The 16,020-nt window shown below is 35.3% G+C and carries 12 protein-coding genes and 1 other RNA gene; 4 read left to right on the top strand and 9 right to left on the bottom strand.

The window, feature by feature from the left end:
* Position 1: 1 nt before the first annotated feature.
* The 8 genes from ACFINW_RS05000 to ettA form a co-directional block, all read right to left on the bottom strand.
* Positions 2-1,744, bottom strand: a complete 1,743-nt coding sequence (locus ACFINW_RS05000; protein ID WP_375613364.1) for a peptidoglycan D,D-transpeptidase FtsI family protein — start codon at positions 1,742-1,744, stop codon at positions 2-4.
* Positions 1,744-2,148, bottom strand: a complete 405-nt coding sequence (locus ACFINW_RS04995) for a hypothetical protein (RefSeq protein WP_375673855.1) — start codon at positions 2,146-2,148, stop codon at positions 1,744-1,746. The genes ACFINW_RS05000 and ACFINW_RS04995 overlap by 1 nt, the downstream gene beginning before the upstream one ends.
* The gene (rsmH, locus tag ACFINW_RS04990; protein WP_375640834.1) at positions 2,145-3,143 is read right to left on the bottom strand and encodes a 16S rRNA (cytosine(1402)-N(4))-methyltransferase RsmH; all 999 of its coding nucleotides are present in this window, start codon (positions 3,141-3,143) and stop codon (positions 2,145-2,147) included. The genes ACFINW_RS04995 and rsmH overlap by 4 nt, the downstream gene beginning before the upstream one ends.
* A 264-nt stretch (positions 3,144-3,407) precedes the next feature.
* Positions 3,408-3,798: RNase P RNA component class A (gene rnpB / locus ACFINW_RS04985), an RNA gene on the bottom strand.
* A gap of 83 nt (positions 3,799-3,881) precedes the next feature.
* Complete coding sequence (locus ACFINW_RS04980; RefSeq protein ID WP_375613362.1) at positions 3,882-4,391, bottom strand: lytic transglycosylase domain-containing protein; 510 nt, start codon at positions 4,389-4,391, stop codon at positions 3,882-3,884.
* Positions 4,392-5,752: 1,361 nt separating this feature from the next.
* On the bottom strand, positions 5,753-6,130 hold the full coding sequence (locus ACFINW_RS04975; RefSeq protein WP_375613361.1) for a hypothetical protein: 378 nt from the start codon (positions 6,128-6,130) through the stop codon (positions 5,753-5,755).
* A gap of 2,154 nt (positions 6,131-8,284) precedes the next feature.
* Positions 8,285-9,223, bottom strand: coding sequence for an ArsR/SmtB family transcription factor (locus tag ACFINW_RS04970; RefSeq protein ID WP_375621373.1), 939 nt, complete (start codon positions 9,221-9,223; stop codon positions 8,285-8,287).
* A gap of 517 nt (positions 9,224-9,740) precedes the next feature.
* On the bottom strand, positions 9,741-11,390 hold the full coding sequence (gene ettA / locus ACFINW_RS04965) for an energy-dependent translational throttle protein EttA (protein WP_375611983.1): 1,650 nt from the start codon (positions 11,388-11,390) through the stop codon (positions 9,741-9,743).
* Between the two features lie 160 nt (positions 11,391-11,550).
* Here ettA and ACFINW_RS04960 point away from each other — a divergent pair, with 160 nt between their 5' ends.
* Both ACFINW_RS04960 and pncA read left to right on the top strand, forming a co-directional pair.
* Entirely contained in the window at positions 11,551-12,087 is a 537-nt protein-coding gene (locus ACFINW_RS04960; protein ID WP_375611982.1) for a hypothetical protein, read from the top strand.
* Between the two features lie 46 nt (positions 12,088-12,133).
* Positions 12,134-12,742, top strand: a complete 609-nt coding sequence (pncA, locus tag ACFINW_RS04955; RefSeq protein ID WP_375621374.1) for a bifunctional nicotinamidase/pyrazinamidase — start codon at positions 12,134-12,136, stop codon at positions 12,740-12,742.
* Between the two features lie 449 nt (positions 12,743-13,191).
* Here pncA and ACFINW_RS04950 read toward each other — a convergent pair whose 3' ends face one another.
* Positions 13,192-14,244 (bottom strand): DUF475 domain-containing protein, encoded by a 1,053-nt coding sequence (locus ACFINW_RS04950; protein WP_375613357.1) that lies wholly within the window; start codon positions 14,242-14,244, stop codon positions 13,192-13,194.
* Positions 14,245-14,601: 357 nt separating this feature from the next.
* Between ACFINW_RS04950 and ACFINW_RS04945 the strand changes: the two genes are divergently transcribed.
* Positions 14,602-15,141: a helix-turn-helix domain-containing protein gene (locus ACFINW_RS04945; protein ID WP_375611979.1), complete on the top strand. Its 540-nt coding sequence runs from the start codon at positions 14,602-14,604 to the stop codon at positions 15,139-15,141.
* Between the two features lie 388 nt (positions 15,142-15,529).
* A complete protein-coding gene (locus ACFINW_RS04940; protein ID WP_142416545.1) occupies positions 15,530-15,709 on the top strand; it encodes a DUF1508 domain-containing protein in 180 nt (59 codons plus the stop codon).
* Positions 15,710-16,020 lie beyond the last annotated feature (311 nt).

Here is a 16,020-nt window from a genome sequence, read left to right as displayed (position 1 = left end):
TTTACCGTTGTTTAACGAAACTTGAATTGCTCTTTTTACTTAAAAGAGGCTCATATTCTTTTTTAAAATCGGGTTTTACACCAAGAAAACTAGCTGTGCGACGAACAATATTAGCAAGCATTGGTCCAGCATTCATTCCCGCTGTTGCTGAACGCTGTCCCTCCTCTGGCTTTGGTTCATCGATAATTGTTAAAACAACATAAGCAGGATCTTCAATAGGAAAAGCAGCAAGAAAACTATTGAAATTTTTTGTTTTAGAATATTTTCCATTTTCAACTTTTTCAGCTGTTCCTGTCTTACCACCTACACGATAGCCTTCTACTTTTGCATTACGTCCAGAACCAATATCACTATTTAATTGATAAAGGTAACGCATATTTTGACTTGTTTTAGCCTGCAAAACCCGTTTTGCATGGTGCAGAGTTTGTTCTTTTGTGCGTTTTAAAAATGTCGGAGCAATTAACCAACCACCATTCATTAAAGCAGCAGCCCCGACAGCTGTTTGCAAGGGTGTTGTTGCCATACCATGCCCAAAAGAAATCGTCATAGAATGTATATCCTTCCAATGATGTGGCACAATAGGGTGGGCAACTTCAGGCAACTCTGTTGTGAGACGATCCAGTAATCCAAGTTTTTGTAAAAAACCACGATGTTTATCAATCCCTATCGCCAATGCCTCTTTAGCAGAACCAATATTAGAAGAATAAATAAAAACCTCCCATAACGTTAAGGGTCGATTTTTTCCATGAAAATCATGAATAGTATACCCACTACTTGCTTTTATTGGCTTTGAAGCATCAATAATACTGTTTAAATGAAAAATATTGGAATCAAGTGCCATGGCGGTCGTAAAACTCTTAATAATTGATCCCATTTCAAAAGCTCCTGCCGTCATCCGATTGAGACGATCACTTTTTAAAGCTTCGATAGGATTTCCAGGATCAAAATCTGGTAGTGATGCCAAAGCCAAAACTTCCCCCGTATGTATATTTAAAATAACAGCTCCTGCAGCAATTGCCTTATAACGCTTCATAGCCTGAATAAGTTCATCATGAACAATTGCCTGAACACGCACATCAATCGAAAGCTGAACTTGTTTTAACGATTCTTCCATGGCAAGACCAGCGGCACGCAAAGCACTCAACCCCGCATCATCAATATATTTTTCCATACCTGCAATGCCCTGATTATCAACATTCACCATACCGAGAATATGGGAAGTTACAGGTCCATCAGGATAAAAACGACGAATTTCAGTCCGAAAACCAATTCCTGGTATACCAAGAGCCATAATTTGCGTCTTCTGCATTGGTGTTAACCCCCGCTGTATCCAAGAAAAACTAGATTTTCTTTTTAAGCGCTTATAGGTTTCCTGCCAATTAAGATCAGGCAAAACTGTTGAGAGCAATTCAATTGTTTCATCCACATCAATAATACGTCGTGGCTCAGCAAAAAGTGAATAAGTTTTAATATCTGTTGCCAATAAACGACCATTACGATCAACGATATCAGGCCGTGCCATCAATTGAAGAACTCCAGGCCCTTTTGCTTCTTCAATCTGTCCACCTTCCAACCCATAAGAAATAAGGCAAGCCCCCATGATGCCATATAAAATTAAAAAGCAGAACAACGAAAAAAGCAAACGTGGACGACTAGAATAGGGACGACGAACAGAAACATTATGATTATTCAACGAATTCTTTAAGCGCTTTTTCTTCTGTGAGAATAAAAAAGTCGATTTCATTACTGCGCGCCTTTTTGGACAACACCATTCATCTGAGAATCCCGACGATTTGCCAAAATATCTTGATTATCTTCCAAGATATTTTGTTTAATCAATTCTTCAATTGGATCATGTACCCGTACCGGAATGTCTTTAAATTCTACGATTTGACGCGGCTGTATAACTTCTAATCCAAGTTCTTTTTGATAACGTTTCGCAAGTTTTTGCATGCGCGAAGGCTTGATCATCACAGCCCACTCAGCATGAAGCAAACTCACCGTATTTTTTGCTGCAGCAATTTCATGCTCAAGATGAAGAACTTCATTCATTCGTTTTTGAACATCATATTTTACCTTATAAGTAAGACCTGCCATACAAATCATAATCATCACTAAAATCATATCAAATGTACGAAAAACTGTCATTTCTTGCCGCCTTCAAAACTGGCAATCTCTGCTAAACTAAATAATTTCATATCTTCTGTAAGAGCCTCTGCTTCAGTCCGTACACCAATACGCAACCGCGCAGAACGTGAACGAGGATTTTTCTGTAACTCCTCTTTAGTTGCCGTGACCCCACCTCTAAACAAAGGAAAAAATGTTGCTGGAGCAGCCTTTATTTCTGGCAGATAGCGTGATCTCATACGTTCTCCAGAACGAGTCGAAAAAAATCTTTTGACCATACGATCTTCAAGAGAATGAAAACTGACAACCCCCAAACGGCCTCCAGCTTTTAAAACGCGTTCAGCAGCAAATAAACCACGCGCCAATTCACCAATTTCATCATTAACATAGATACGAAGAGCCTGAAATACACGTGTTGCAGGATGAATACGATCTCCCGGTTTACGTCCTATCAACGTTTCGATAGCATACGCCAAATCACCCGTACGCAAAAAAGGCTGAACAACACGACGTTTTTCAATCATCCGTGCAATTCGTCCCGCATAACGCTCTTCTCCTAATACCTTAAAAATACGTGCCAAATCTCTTGCTTTTAAATGATTGACAACATCGCTAGCTGTAAAACCAGTCTGAGCCATTCGCATGTCCAATGGCCCATCTTTTTGAAAAGAAAAACCTCTTTCTGCTTCATCAAGCTGCATTGAAGAGACACCAATATCCAAAATAACTGCATCCACCTTCTCTTCAACGACACGATCAAGCTGTGAAAACGCCATATGGACCAAACGAAGGCGTGGAAAAAATTCTTCAACAAGCAATTGTCCTGCACTGATAGCATGAGGATCACGATCAAGAGCAATCACCTGTGCCCCTGCCTTTAACAAAGCGCGCGTGTAACCACCAGCACCAAAGGTGCCATCAATCACTTTTGCTCCAACCAATGGCATAAGCCCAGCCAAAACTGGCTGTAACAACACTGGAATATGGCGTTCAGCTCTTTGATCCTGCTTTATCAAAATAATCCGTCTTGAAGTTATGCTGTCTTAAATCAACAGCTCTCTCATGGCAACTGATCTTAGAATAACCTGGCCTTCAACTTTCACATTAATCACAATGAACGAAAAAACTAAAGTTATCCTAAAACAGATCCTAACGCATTATACTTAAAGAAATGTTATAATTTTTTAAAACACTCTTTGCTCAAGTGTCCATTTCAAACACATAGACTCCATAAAAGACCATATATAATTGATCTTATAAAATATCGCGTATCATCATGAAATATCAGTCGGCCTATAAGCCGGGTTCTGTAGAGTAAAGCTTACACTTTACATGGCAACCATTCATCTGGGACGGATGTTACCATCCGCCTCGTGCAACCTACCCGAATGACTCGCCCGGAAATCGGCTGCAAATTAAATTTTGCACGTCATTTCTATTTGGTCTTGCTCCCGGTGGGGTTTACCTTGCCACATTCATTACTGAATGCGCGGTGGGCTCTTACTCCACCCTTTCACCCTTACCTATAAAAATAGGCGGTTTACTTTCTGTGGCACTTTCCCTAGGGTCACCCCCGCCGGGTGTTACCCGGCACCGTCTTTCCATGGAGCCCGGACTTTCCTCACCTGCCGCCTTTCAGCATTGGACAAGCGCGGCTGCCCAGCCGACTGACATACTGATTTATAAAACATTTTTTGCTCCGTGAAAATAGCATCTTAAAATATTTTATGACAAACCTCTCTCAACAGATGTTTTTATTTTAATGAAGCCAGATAAGTCTTTACTTTTGCGCAATATTTCGCTGAAATGGAATTCATTTTTTTTGCAGCATGACCTGCGTTATATTTAAGGATTGTACCACACGTACTTCCACCACTGAGTTTATAGGCCCTTGCCAAATAACGCATACCATATTCAAGATTGGTCGCAGGATCGTACAAATCCTGTACAGAACCACTAAAACCCAATCCTCGTGCCGTAGAGGGTTTAATTTGCATCAAACCTATTTCACCAGCAGCCCCCTTTATACCTGCCTTATAATTACTTTCAACTTTTACAACAGCATGTGCTAAATTAACGGGAACATTATATTTATTCGCAAGTTTCTGAATAAGAAACTCATAAGGACGAGCAGAAATCTTAGAAGCAACAATCACTGAGGTTTCTCCTGATTCCGCAACATTTAAGACACTATGAGTCCAACTTATATCAAATACAAAAAATACAGCACATGCTGTATTTAACAAGATTTTCAAAAATTGCATTTTCTTTCTCTTCACTCAAACATTCTCAAATTCTAGCCGCAAGTAATTTGCAAATGTATTATACAAAAAAGAAAGCAAAAGAACGTCTTTAAAAAGGAAATAGTAAGACAATTTCAAGCTAAAATTATGAAATAAAAGAATATATCTTTATGCACAAGTCTCAGATTTCTCTATATCATAAAATAAAAAAATAAAAAGACTATAATTAATCTTATAGCGTATCAAATAAAATGATATAATCTATAACTTTCGGCTATCACTGTTGTATCAATCAATTTTTATATTAAAAAAATAGCATCTGAACTAGATGTAATATTTTTTACATAAGATTATTAATTTTTTTATTGAGATCAATCCCTCAAAGAAAGAGAGACAAGAGCATCTTTTTACCGAAGATGCTCGATATCAAAAAAGGTTCACAAAAAATATAAACCGTTATCAACGCTTCTCTCTGATTAATAAACACCCACTGCACTCTTTATGTCCGATAAAACCTCAAAAAATCACAAAACAAATCTCCCCATCATTGCGCATAAAAAATTCATAAATATATTAAAACCATCATACTCTTTACCAATTCAAAATATTGGAACAGACTTTTAGCTCTCAAGATGTCTCAAAGAAGCTTTTTAATTCCTTTTTAAAAGAGTTTTTATCCACACAAGCCTCTACTTGTGGTATACAAGAAACTGATTTTAATTTTTTCACCATGGATAAATTTAAAATGAGAGGATTTTACAATTCTTAAGATTCTCATTCAATATAAAATGATAAATTATCATTATAAAACAATATACTAAAAAAGTTATATCCGTTTTTATCCCTACAACAAAGCTTAAAAATTACTTGTGTCTATTTTTTTGAAAAATGTTAGAAAACTCAATACCCCCAAAGCCTTTTTAAATAAAAATAGACCTCTCATCTTCATTCAAATATTTTTTCTTTGTTACAGACTATCATCTTATCAGTCTTGCACCTCATTTTCAGAAATCATACAAGTGGATAAATATCCTAAAATCCGTAGAACAAAAAAAGCTTAAATCCTTTAAAAAATTTTATTTTCTCATATCAAATAAAAAAATAACCGGCATATAAAATGCAGTTAACGTGTTTTATTATAATCAATACTGCTTTTGTCATTGTAGCGATTGATAATGCAATTAACTTGGACCAATACCCTTGATAGACTTTCTATCACTCCTGTAATGATTGCAACATTACCCTTATACTCCAATTGCTTACCTTTTGAGAGATAAATTTTGTTAATACCTTAAAAATTGATTATCTCCTCGCACTTTTCAAAATTTCACGAAAAGCTCTTTCTCCTTAAAATAAAACCCAAAAGCGCAATTAAAAAATAGCTAAAAATAAGCATTAGCAACGGAAGGACGAGAAATCGCTTTTGAGAGAGCCATAGCAACAGTTTCACCAGATTTTTGAGCCTGCTCACGACTCTGACCACTTTTAGAAGCAAGCGCAATTACATCACGACGCAGCTGCGCAATAAACAACTCCTGCTGTTGAGGGGTCATCTTAGAAAGATGCTTGATAATATCTGGAAAAGATACGGATAATCTCTCTAACAACTCCTCCTCTGTTACATCAAGCTGCTGAGAAGAAAAAGAAGAGCGACCGGAAAAAAACTGATAAACAGCACTACTTTGAGAAGCAAAAAAGACAGCGCCAGAAATAAAAAATACAAATAAAATAAAAATAATACGATGTGAAAAAGATCCCATTATCTCTTACCTAAAGATCACAGAATACAAACATAGCTTCCTTTTATGATTCTTCTTATAACATGCAACAATGCCTCAATAAAGAAAAATCAAATTATTAAAAATGAATACGCTAACACTATCCGCCCAATAAGACTCGCCCCTCTATGTATTTAGGTACTATAGGCGAAACAATAACAGATCTTACACTCCCCCCCTAATAACACCTTACATTTCCTAAAATAATTACAAAAAGCCTGACTGAGGAAATCCTCAGTCAGGCCAGACAATCTAGGGGATCCACGCGGGGGGGGGGGGAGGAGGTTCCCCGATTGTCCTCTTACATCAACCACTAAGATAGCCGATGCAATATTCTTGCTATGGAATAAAATTCTTTAAACAACAAGAAATTCTTATCATCTTCTACGCAAAAAAACATAAAAGAATTATAAATTATTTAAAAATGTTTAAATTTAGGCAAAAAAAGTTTAAAATGACCCAATTTGAAGCAATTTTATTTCAATAAGCATCAATTAGAATCTACCATCATTATAACTTTTAAATAGTTTCTTTCATAACTCTGATGATCATATTAAAAAACCGTAATTTCTACGTATCCACCCTATAAAAATCAAACTACGTAAAAGTAGAATCACTTTTCCAACAGCAATCACCACAAAAAGAAAAACGTAGATTTTTAAAATCTTACACAAATAACCGTAAAAAATGGAAAACATCTTCTTGCAAGAAAGCTATGAATTATTTAAATAAAACAATAAATTAGAGAAAATAAAATCTTATCTATCTTTATAAAAAATTTCTGTAAATGATCATTAAAATATTGTTACATCCCTCATGTAACAATCAATGAGGAACTTAAACAGCTTAATCTTATGAGAAAATGAGAACTCTGAAGGTATTTTTTTCGAATCACGCCCCATCGTCATTCCAAATAACGATAAACCATTTTACAATAACCAACAGTCTCTAACGCATTTTAACATAACAAACCGAAATCAATGCAGACATTTTCTCTTAATCTCTATCATTTAAATGATCCCGTAAAATAATACACACAGTAGTTTCTATGCTCAAAAATTTTTATATTCTGTTCTTCTAACGTAAACAATTCATTAATTTACAATCATAACTCATCATTTTACAATTTACATGAGAAACCTCAAGAACGTAAGATTCCCATATTTTCAATCTTCGTCTATTGAATTAATGAATAGCCATACTATCGCACATCACAAACAAGAAGAAGCATATGGATAAAAAACATAAAACGATGATGCCGGCTTACAACTTTTACTTAAACTAAAGACGATGGTGCCCTATCAATTTTACGCTATAACCACGGACTGCGTCATAAGATGAGCGGCAAACATAAAAAGAAAGAAAATACTTTTGGCAAAAACAATGGACTTATTTAATAATCTTCATAACTTCTCATGATAAAGAGATACGAAACTTTAGTGTAATATCACGCTTTTCTTTCCTACTTTCAGCCACAAACTATCCATAGATCATCGCCGATCTTATTTTATGAATATAATGCATTGTCTTACCCTTTTACTTTTTCGTCTTTTTAGAGCATCTTTTTGCACCCCTCACTAAAAGTTCCAAGGTACTCCTTATCTAAAAACCTGTTTTAAAGAGATATTTTAAGATCTATTGGGCACCACCATCTCTGATATTTATAAAGGTATGAGCCTTCACTATGATTATATTGTGCGGCATTATATCATATTGCAGCCGCTCTCACATTTAGAAAATGTATTTTCTTTTACAAACGGTATCATTAAGATAAATACCTTCTTTTGTAGCAGACAAACAGACTCTTTCGGATTCTGAAACAGGAAATTTGAAATGAAACAACATTCCTGTATTTAAACCTCTTATTGAGTCTAAAAAATCAATGATCTTTTAAAATCAATATATTGGCTAATAAAATATAATATCAAGACACCTTAAATAATGATCCTCGTAGGCTTAACTCTATAGAAGGTGCTTCATTATACAGCCTACACGCCGCTATAAAACACCAATACTTCCATATAAAAACATAATACAAATGTAAAAAACAATAGCTCATCAATGATTGAATAAAGTTTTATCTCTACTCTATTCCTTGAGAAAAATCAGAGTATAAAGCACGTTAACAAACGCGATTTATGCAAAATCTACTTGTTTATCTTTGATATCGTCAACCAATAAACGCGGATCATGAGCAAGCCAAAGCGTAGCAATCCCCTCCTCACTGTTTTCATTTTGTATAGGAGTAAGACAAACCGTTTGTTCTAGAACAAGTCCCGCATTTTTAAGCCATTGTTCTATTTGTAAAGCCGAAAATCCAAAACGCATATGCACTTGATCAGAATATGAAGACTCAATTTCATGATAACCAAAATCCACAATCAATAAACGGCCATGAGGACGCAAAACACTTGATATCTCATGAAGGAATATTTCAGGATTTTCAAGAAAATGTAAAACCCAATGAAGAATAACTAAATCAAAAGTTGTATCTCCAACAGACAAGTGAAAAACATTGCTATCAAGCACAACTTGAACCGCATGCGTATAAAGATTAGAAAACAATTTTAAGATAGAGTCTCCACCTCTTCCAATATTCAGCATCGTCTGAAATGGTTTATCGCCAATGATTTCAAGTAAAGAGTTTTCTACACGATGATCTGCCATATAGGATGACCGTAATACATCCCGTTGCAACGCATTTTGTAAGAAATGCTTCTTCCTCGTTTTTTGACGCTGCTTTTTAACATCCTTCAAACGTTCTAAATCATGCGCTAACAACACATCATTCTTTGGCAAAGCCGAAAGAATACCCATCACAATGTCTTTACCCCAAAAATCATGACAAAGCTTAAAATAAAGGCTATCCCCCTTCTGATAACGCTCAATCAATCGTGCTTCGTACAATAAACGTAAATATCGTGATATACACGCTTGCGACTGATCAAGAATAAAAATAAAATCAGGAATTGTTAAATCTTCATGATGTAAGAGCCTAAGAACACGTAAATGGCTTACTTCTGCGACCGCTTTCAGCAGCACAATCATTGCATCTAAACTTGCACTTTTTTTCATAATTATCCCCTAAACATTCCTATAAACATTTGTTTATAGGAAAAAAAGTCAAGCATACAACGCATATTCTCATCTATTTTGTTCTCTCTATTTTATCATACTATGAAAAAAATAGGCTAATGTAAAAAACAAACAGATCTTATCTCCCTGCTTCTCGTTATAATGAGAATACATTGATTTATAATAATAATTCATTTTTAACTTGAATAAAAAACCGTAATACCGTAGATTTTCCTCATTTCAAATCTATTCATGATAAATCAATCCAAATCATTCTCTTACAGCTCATAAACGGAGGGGACAGATGGATAAAAATGCCTTTTATGCCCACCTCAAAACAAGAACTGCATACTATTGAGAAAAAATAACCCTATTTAGGTCATAATTTCATAAAGTGTCTCTTACTCTTTTCAATGAATAAAAACTCCCACAGAGTACACACACACTTTATTTATGAAATAACAAACGCAATAAAATACACTATTATTCTAACAAAGTTGCGATAAGATAAAAAATTCTAGCGTGTAAGAGGTTTATAATTTGCATGCTTAGGATTAAGAGATTCCGCCCCAAGACGACGAACTTTATCAGCCTCATATTCAGCAAAATTACCTTCAAACCATTCTACATGACCATCACCTTCAAAGGCTAAAATATGTGTTGCCAATCGATCAAGAAACATACGATCATGCGATATGATAACTGCACAACCAGCGAAATTTTCCAATGCATCTTCCAATGCACCCAATGTTTCAGTATCAAGATCATTTGTCGGTTCATCAAGAAGAAGCACATTCCCCCCCTCTTTTAGAAGTTTCGCCAAATGTACGCGATTGCGCTGCCCTCCTGATAAATTTGCCACCTTCTGCTGCTGATCTGCCCCCTTGAAATTAAAAGCCCCGCAATAAGCGCGGCTATTCATCTCATATTTGCCTAATTTAATAATGTCATTTCCACCAGAAATTTCCTCCCAAACAGTTTTATCCCCCACCAAGGAATCGCGACTCTGATCCACATAACTCATGTGAACTGTTTCACCGATACGTATCTGACCTGAATCGGGCTTTTCCTGTCCCGTCAACATTTTAAACAAGGTCGACTTTCCCATACCATTGGCCCCAATAACGCCGACAATGCCACCAGCAGGAAGTTTAAAAGAAAGAGAATCAATCAATACACGTTCACCATAAGCTTTAGAGAGATTATCAACCTCAATAACAACTTGTCCTAATCTTTCTCCAATAGGAATAATGATTTGCGCCTCTCCAGGACGGCGCTCACGTGCTGATTGAACCAACTCATCATAAGCCTTAATCCGAGCTTTTGACTTTGCTTGTCGCCCTTTTGGACTAGAAGCAATCCATTCTTGCTCACGTGATAAAGCACGTTGACGCGCTGCCTCTTCACGGCCTTCCTGAGCCAAACGCTTGGCTTTAGCCCCCAAATAAGCAGAATAGTTCCCCTCATAAGGAATACCTCTACCGCGATCTAATTCTAAAATCCAACCCGTTACATTGTCGAGAAAATAACGATCATGGGTTATCAAAAGCACAGCCCCAGGATATTCACGTAGATGCCTCTCAAGCCAAGCCGTCGTTTCAGCATCTAAATGGTTTGTCGGTTCATCCAAAAGTAATAAATCAGGTTTTGACAAAAGCAATTTACAAAGTGCAACACGCCGCTTCTCACCACCCGAAAGTTTTGTTACATCCCCATCGGCTGGCGGACAGCCAAGAGCAGCCATAGCCATTTCCACTTGACTTTCTAAATCCCAAAGATTCTGACTGTCAATAATGTCCTGAAGCTGTGCGCTTTCATCAGCCGTTTCCTCGCTATAATTCATCATCAATTCGTTATAACGCTCAAGAACTTCCTGTTTATCTGCAACACCTTCCATCACATTACCACGCACATCTTTGCTCGCATCAAGCAAAGGTTCTTGTGGTAGATAACCACAGCGTGCTCCTTCAGAAATCCATGCTTCTCCCGTATATTCCTTATCTAGCCCAGCCATAATACGTAAAATAGTTGACTTCCCTGCACCATTCGGCCCTAAAATACCGATCTTCGCATCTGGATAAAAAGACAAATGAATATTTTCTAGAACTTTTTTATTGCCGTAAGACTTGTTAAGCCCAGCCATATGATAGATAAATTGACGTGCCATAAATTTCTCTTTATATTATGCGATATTAAAGATTAGGATTTTGAAAAAACTGCTTTTGCTTTTTGAAACTGTACAGTAAATAGCACTTACGTCGTATCAAAAGCTTTCGCTTTATATTGGTACATTTTTTCTAATCTCACAAGCCCCAGTATGGTCCTGAATGCAAAAAAACATCCCCCTAAAGAGCAAAAAGCAAATCTTTTTAGCTGTACCTGAAACCTGTTATCAAACATTGCCTCTCTTTTCCATACCAGATATAACATTGTATTTTTATCGTATTAAACCGACTTATCAATGTAATATGATACCACAAAGAAAAGCAATTCTCTATGCGCCTTCTTTTCTCGCTTTATGGGCTTTATATTACGCAGTAAAAAATCCTTCTCTTTTTTCATCGATTTTTTGCTACGGAAAGCAATGGACTTCACCCCTTGCCTTGATATGGCTTAAATTACGTTTACAAAACGACCGCCGCCTTATGGGATCTGACGTCCCAAGCCCAATGATCATGAAAGCTTTGCATCAACACGTAGCAACAAATGACTACAGCGCACTTCCCATTGGTACGTGGTTACAATTCGTAAAAAACTATAAAACCAATTGTAAAAACTTATCCATCCCCCTCTTTTGGCTTGATAATTATAAAAATAATATCAATATCCAGCACATCATTTCAAAACTTCAAGACGACATATAGCTTTTTAAAAATACGATAAAAGCTCATCTCGTATAGGAATATATTTATGGAAAAAAAAGCCTTAATCGTCATTGATGTTCAAAATGACTTCTTACTAGGTGGAGCACTTGCCGTACCTCAAGGTGATGCTATTTTACCCGCCGTCAATAATCTCATAAATCATTTTGACCACGTTATCTTAACCCAAGACTGGCATCCCAAAAACCATTGCAGCTTTGCTTCCTGTTATCCTGAAAAAAAGCCCTATGATACAGTCATTCTTGACTATGGTCCTCAAATACTTTGGCCTGATCATTGCATACGAGGAACACAAGGAGCAGAATTCCATCCATCTCTTAGAGCAGAAAAGGCACAACTTATCCTTAGAAAAGGCTATAATCAAAAAATGGATAGCTATTCTGCTTTTCTTGAAAATGATCAAAAAACACCAACAGGTTTACAAGTTTATCTCAAAGAACATGGTTTTACTAAGCTCATTATGTGTGGCTTAGCAACTGATTTTTGTGTCGGATTTTCTGCTCTTCACGCTATACAATGCGGTTTTAAAGTCAGTGTTTCATTAAATGCCTGTGCTGGTATTGATGTAAACGGATCACTAAACACTATGCTTAAAACAATGAACGAAGCCGGTATAGAACTTTTAATGGTCTCTTAAAATATCCTTCTCTAATCTACCATTATAATACACTGATTTATAAAGGATAAATCATTTTGCACATATTTAAGTAAGAGTCCAGAATATCGTAAATTCTCTCATTTCAAACCTGTTTCAAAAACATTCTTTTACACGTTACAAAGAGAATCAATGTATGAATAAATCATTCAAAAAAACAGTAAGAATGCTTCTTATGACCCATTAAATGCAAGAGCTTGTCATAATATTGAAAGCTGGTAAAAAGTATAACATCAGCTTTCTATCTTATATTTAGGTCAAAAAGTATCCTAGAGATTGTACATTATTGGCTTCATGGGTAGTATCATGCAATGAACTCAACTTTAAAAAAACGCAAATAAGCAATAAAATAGTATTTTATTTTGCATAAAAGACCTCTTTCTATTCAAAGATATGCGATAAACAAAGTGTGAAAAAGGAAGAAATCTCCATTACTTAGATACAACATGTTTATCTAATTGACGATGCTTAAAACGAATCGAAGAATATAATGCCATTCCAATAATACAGACTCCCACAAGTCCTGTTAAAACTTCAGGAACCGATATAATCGTTTGCAGATACATAATCACTGCAAGAACTAGAATTGCATAAAAAGCACCATGCTCTAAATAACGATAATGCAATAATGTTCCTGATTCAACCAACATAATTGTCATAGAACGAACGTAAAATGCTCCGATACCAAGACCTATTGCAATAATAAAAAGGTTGTGTGAAAAGGCAAAAGCACCAACCACGCCATCGAAAGAAAAACTAGCATCAAGAACTTCTAAATAAAGAAACGCCCCTACTCCCCCGTGAGCTACTGTTGTTAAAGTCTTTTGAGGAGTATCCAAGAGATGACCGACAACTTCAACACCGATAAAGGTCAAAAGTCCATAAAGTGCTGCCAATAAAAAAGTTATTTTATTTTCTGCATCAATCTGAGCTGAAACAAATAAGATCAAAATCAAAACAATTGCAATATCAATTCCAACAAGCGCCCCAAACTTTTGAGCAGGTCTCTCTATAACATTAAGCCAATGCACTTCTTTTTCAGAATCAAAAAAATATTTTAAGCCAACCATCATAAGGAAAGTTCCTCCAAAAGCAGCAATCCCCATATGCGCATCGGTTAAAACTTCAGCATATCGATGTGGTTCCCATATCGCTAATTTGACTGCCGCAATTGGATTAATCCCAACAGCAACGACAACCACCAATAATGGAAAAACAATTCTCATCCCAAATACAGCTATCAAAATGCCCCATATAAGAAAACGACGACGCCACAATGGACTCATTCTACTAAGAACACGCGCATTGATAATAGAATTATCAAAAGATAAAGAAATTTCCAAAATTCCTAAAACAAAGCAAATAAAAAAATATTTAAGAAAACCAGTAATACTTTCCGTTTCAAACCAACCAATAACCCCTCCTAAAAAGACACCAATAATCGTGAAAAAAAAAGCAAACCCAAAATAGCGTAATAGGGCCATGATCATTCCTCAAAGTTTATTTTCTACTTCATCTAAGCACACCCAGTACCAATCCAAAGTTTGCATCTCTTTAAAGTTGCATCTATTAATGCAGAGGTGTATAGAATATATATGGTAAAATTACATGAAAATTCTCTCAAAAAAAGCAAGAGACAAATGTAGCAACAAGGAATTTTGTTTTGAAGTGAATATCAATTGTCAATACAATAAGTGCAAGATTGCTTTCTATCTACACAAATAAAAAAAAACAAGAAATTAAAGCTATAATATTGACATTATATCATAGAATATTAATACATAGTGTGCTTTTATTATTTAATGATTTATACCATGATGATTTACCGAGGGAGATAATTCGTGGCACGTCCTGAAACTGAATCAAAAACCATATTTGGAAAACGTTTACGTTATGTACGTCTTGCTTTAGGCGATCCATCACGTGAAACCTTAGCTAAAAGTTTTAGCATGACAAAAAATTCCATTGCTTTTTATGAGCGTGGAGAGAGAGAACCCAATCTTAGTGTCTTACAAACATACCGCACGTTATATGGTGTCAATATTAATTGGCTTTTAACTGGACAAGGAAAAATGTTTGACACCGAATATACAAAAGGTGATTTTGACTGGAATTATTTTATTAAAAAAATCGAAGGACTGGAAGAAACACTTGCCGATAGTGATCGTAACGAAAAACTAAATCAAGAAAAAATCGACAGTTCTTATGAAAAATTGCAGCAATATTTGTCAAGACAAGGTTTATCAAATGGTTTTAACCCTAAAACTACAACCTCTCTTATCGATATGAAAGCTAAAATGGCCAATTCTTATACCCTTAGCTTATTCATTGATTTACTCATTCGAAGCGTATCCCAAAAAGAGGTTATAGCTAATCAATAAACGTCTATTTCAAAAGAAAAAGCAAGAAATGATTAAACACCAGTATGGAAAAAAGTATTTTTTACTTTATCCATGCTGGTGAAGTTTTATATAATTTATAGACTTTATTTCTGTAACGACAGAAAAATATTTGCATTGTAAATGAAAGTATAGTGTCTTTAAATTAAAAAAAATAATTTTATAGTATAAAATTCTCATTCATGTCTTATTGACAATATTTTTTTTCTTGTTAAAAGAATAATAGCTCTCATAGAAATTATTTTTTAAGGTCAGAAAATTTAAGGGGAATATATTGACGACTTCCTAGAGAGACATACATTAATGTTTACAAGTGGATTAGTTAAATATTTATCCTGAAAATTATCAGCTATTTTATGAGGTGGGAAGCATGTATTTTGAGGTGTTTCAAGGAGTTCACAATCAATGGTACTGGCGTTTAATCTCAGGAGATGCACAAAAAATTGCTTTTTCTAGTAAAGGTTATCCAACAAAACAAGATATCCTAATCAATATTGAGCAAATAAAAGAAATTACACATAAGGCTCTTATTAGAGAACTACAGTCCTAACATTCTTTACCATTAAAACAAGCGTTTATTTTGTATAATGGTATGGTAGTTACTTTTGTGACAAATGAAAAGTGATTGATTTGCCCTCAATGAGAGGAAGTTTTTGTATTATTTCTGACACTCACAAAGAACATTCATATTCTTACAGATTATATGTTTATTTTCAATCATACTCAAATCTCTATAGCCTTTATCAAAAAGAAAATCTCTTAAGTTTTGTATTTTTCATAAAAAATAAACGCACATGAAGAGAAGATAAATCATCAATGAGAAATATATTTACTCTACAAGATATTAATATCTTTTACGTT

Source organism: Bartonella sp. AA18HLJMS, assembly GCF_042197245.1.
In the GTDB taxonomy this organism is placed as follows: Bacteria; Pseudomonadota; Alphaproteobacteria; order Rhizobiales; family Rhizobiaceae; genus Bartonella.
The sequence above is the reverse complement of the archived record's forward strand: the minus strand, read 5'-3'. Positions and strand labels throughout refer to the sequence as shown.

Coding starts and splice junctions, on each gene's coding strand:
- ACFINW_RS05000 (WP_375613364.1), bottom strand. CDS start 1,744: ATGAAATCGACTTTTTTATTCTCACAGAAGAAAAAGCGCTTAAAGAAT.
- ACFINW_RS04995 (WP_375673855.1), bottom strand. CDS start 2,148: ATGACAGTTTTTCGTACATTTGATATGATTTTAGTGATGATTATGATT.
- ACFINW_RS04980 (WP_375613362.1), bottom strand. CDS start 4,391: ATGCAATTTTTGAAAATCTTGTTAAATACAGCATGTGCTGTATTTTTT.
- ACFINW_RS04975 (WP_375613361.1), bottom strand. CDS start 6,130: ATGGGATCTTTTTCACATCGTATTATTTTTATTTTATTTGTATTTTTT.
- ACFINW_RS04970 (WP_375621373.1), bottom strand. CDS start 9,223: ATGAAAAAAAGTGCAAGTTTAGATGCAATGATTGTGCTGCTGAAAGCG.
- ettA (WP_375611983.1), bottom strand. CDS start 11,390: ATGGCACGTCAATTTATCTATCATATGGCTGGGCTTAACAAGTCTTAC.
- ACFINW_RS04960 (WP_375611982.1), top strand. CDS start 11,551: ATGCAAAAAAACATCCCCCTAAAGAGCAAAAAGCAAATCTTTTTAGCT.
- pncA (WP_375621374.1), top strand. CDS start 12,134: ATGGAAAAAAAAGCCTTAATCGTCATTGATGTTCAAAATGACTTCTTA.
- ACFINW_RS04950 (WP_375613357.1), bottom strand. CDS start 14,244: ATGGCCCTATTACGCTATTTTGGGTTTGCTTTTTTTTTCACGATTATT.
- ACFINW_RS04940 (WP_142416545.1), top strand. CDS start 15,530: ATGTATTTTGAGGTGTTTCAAGGAGTTCACAATCAATGGTACTGGCGT.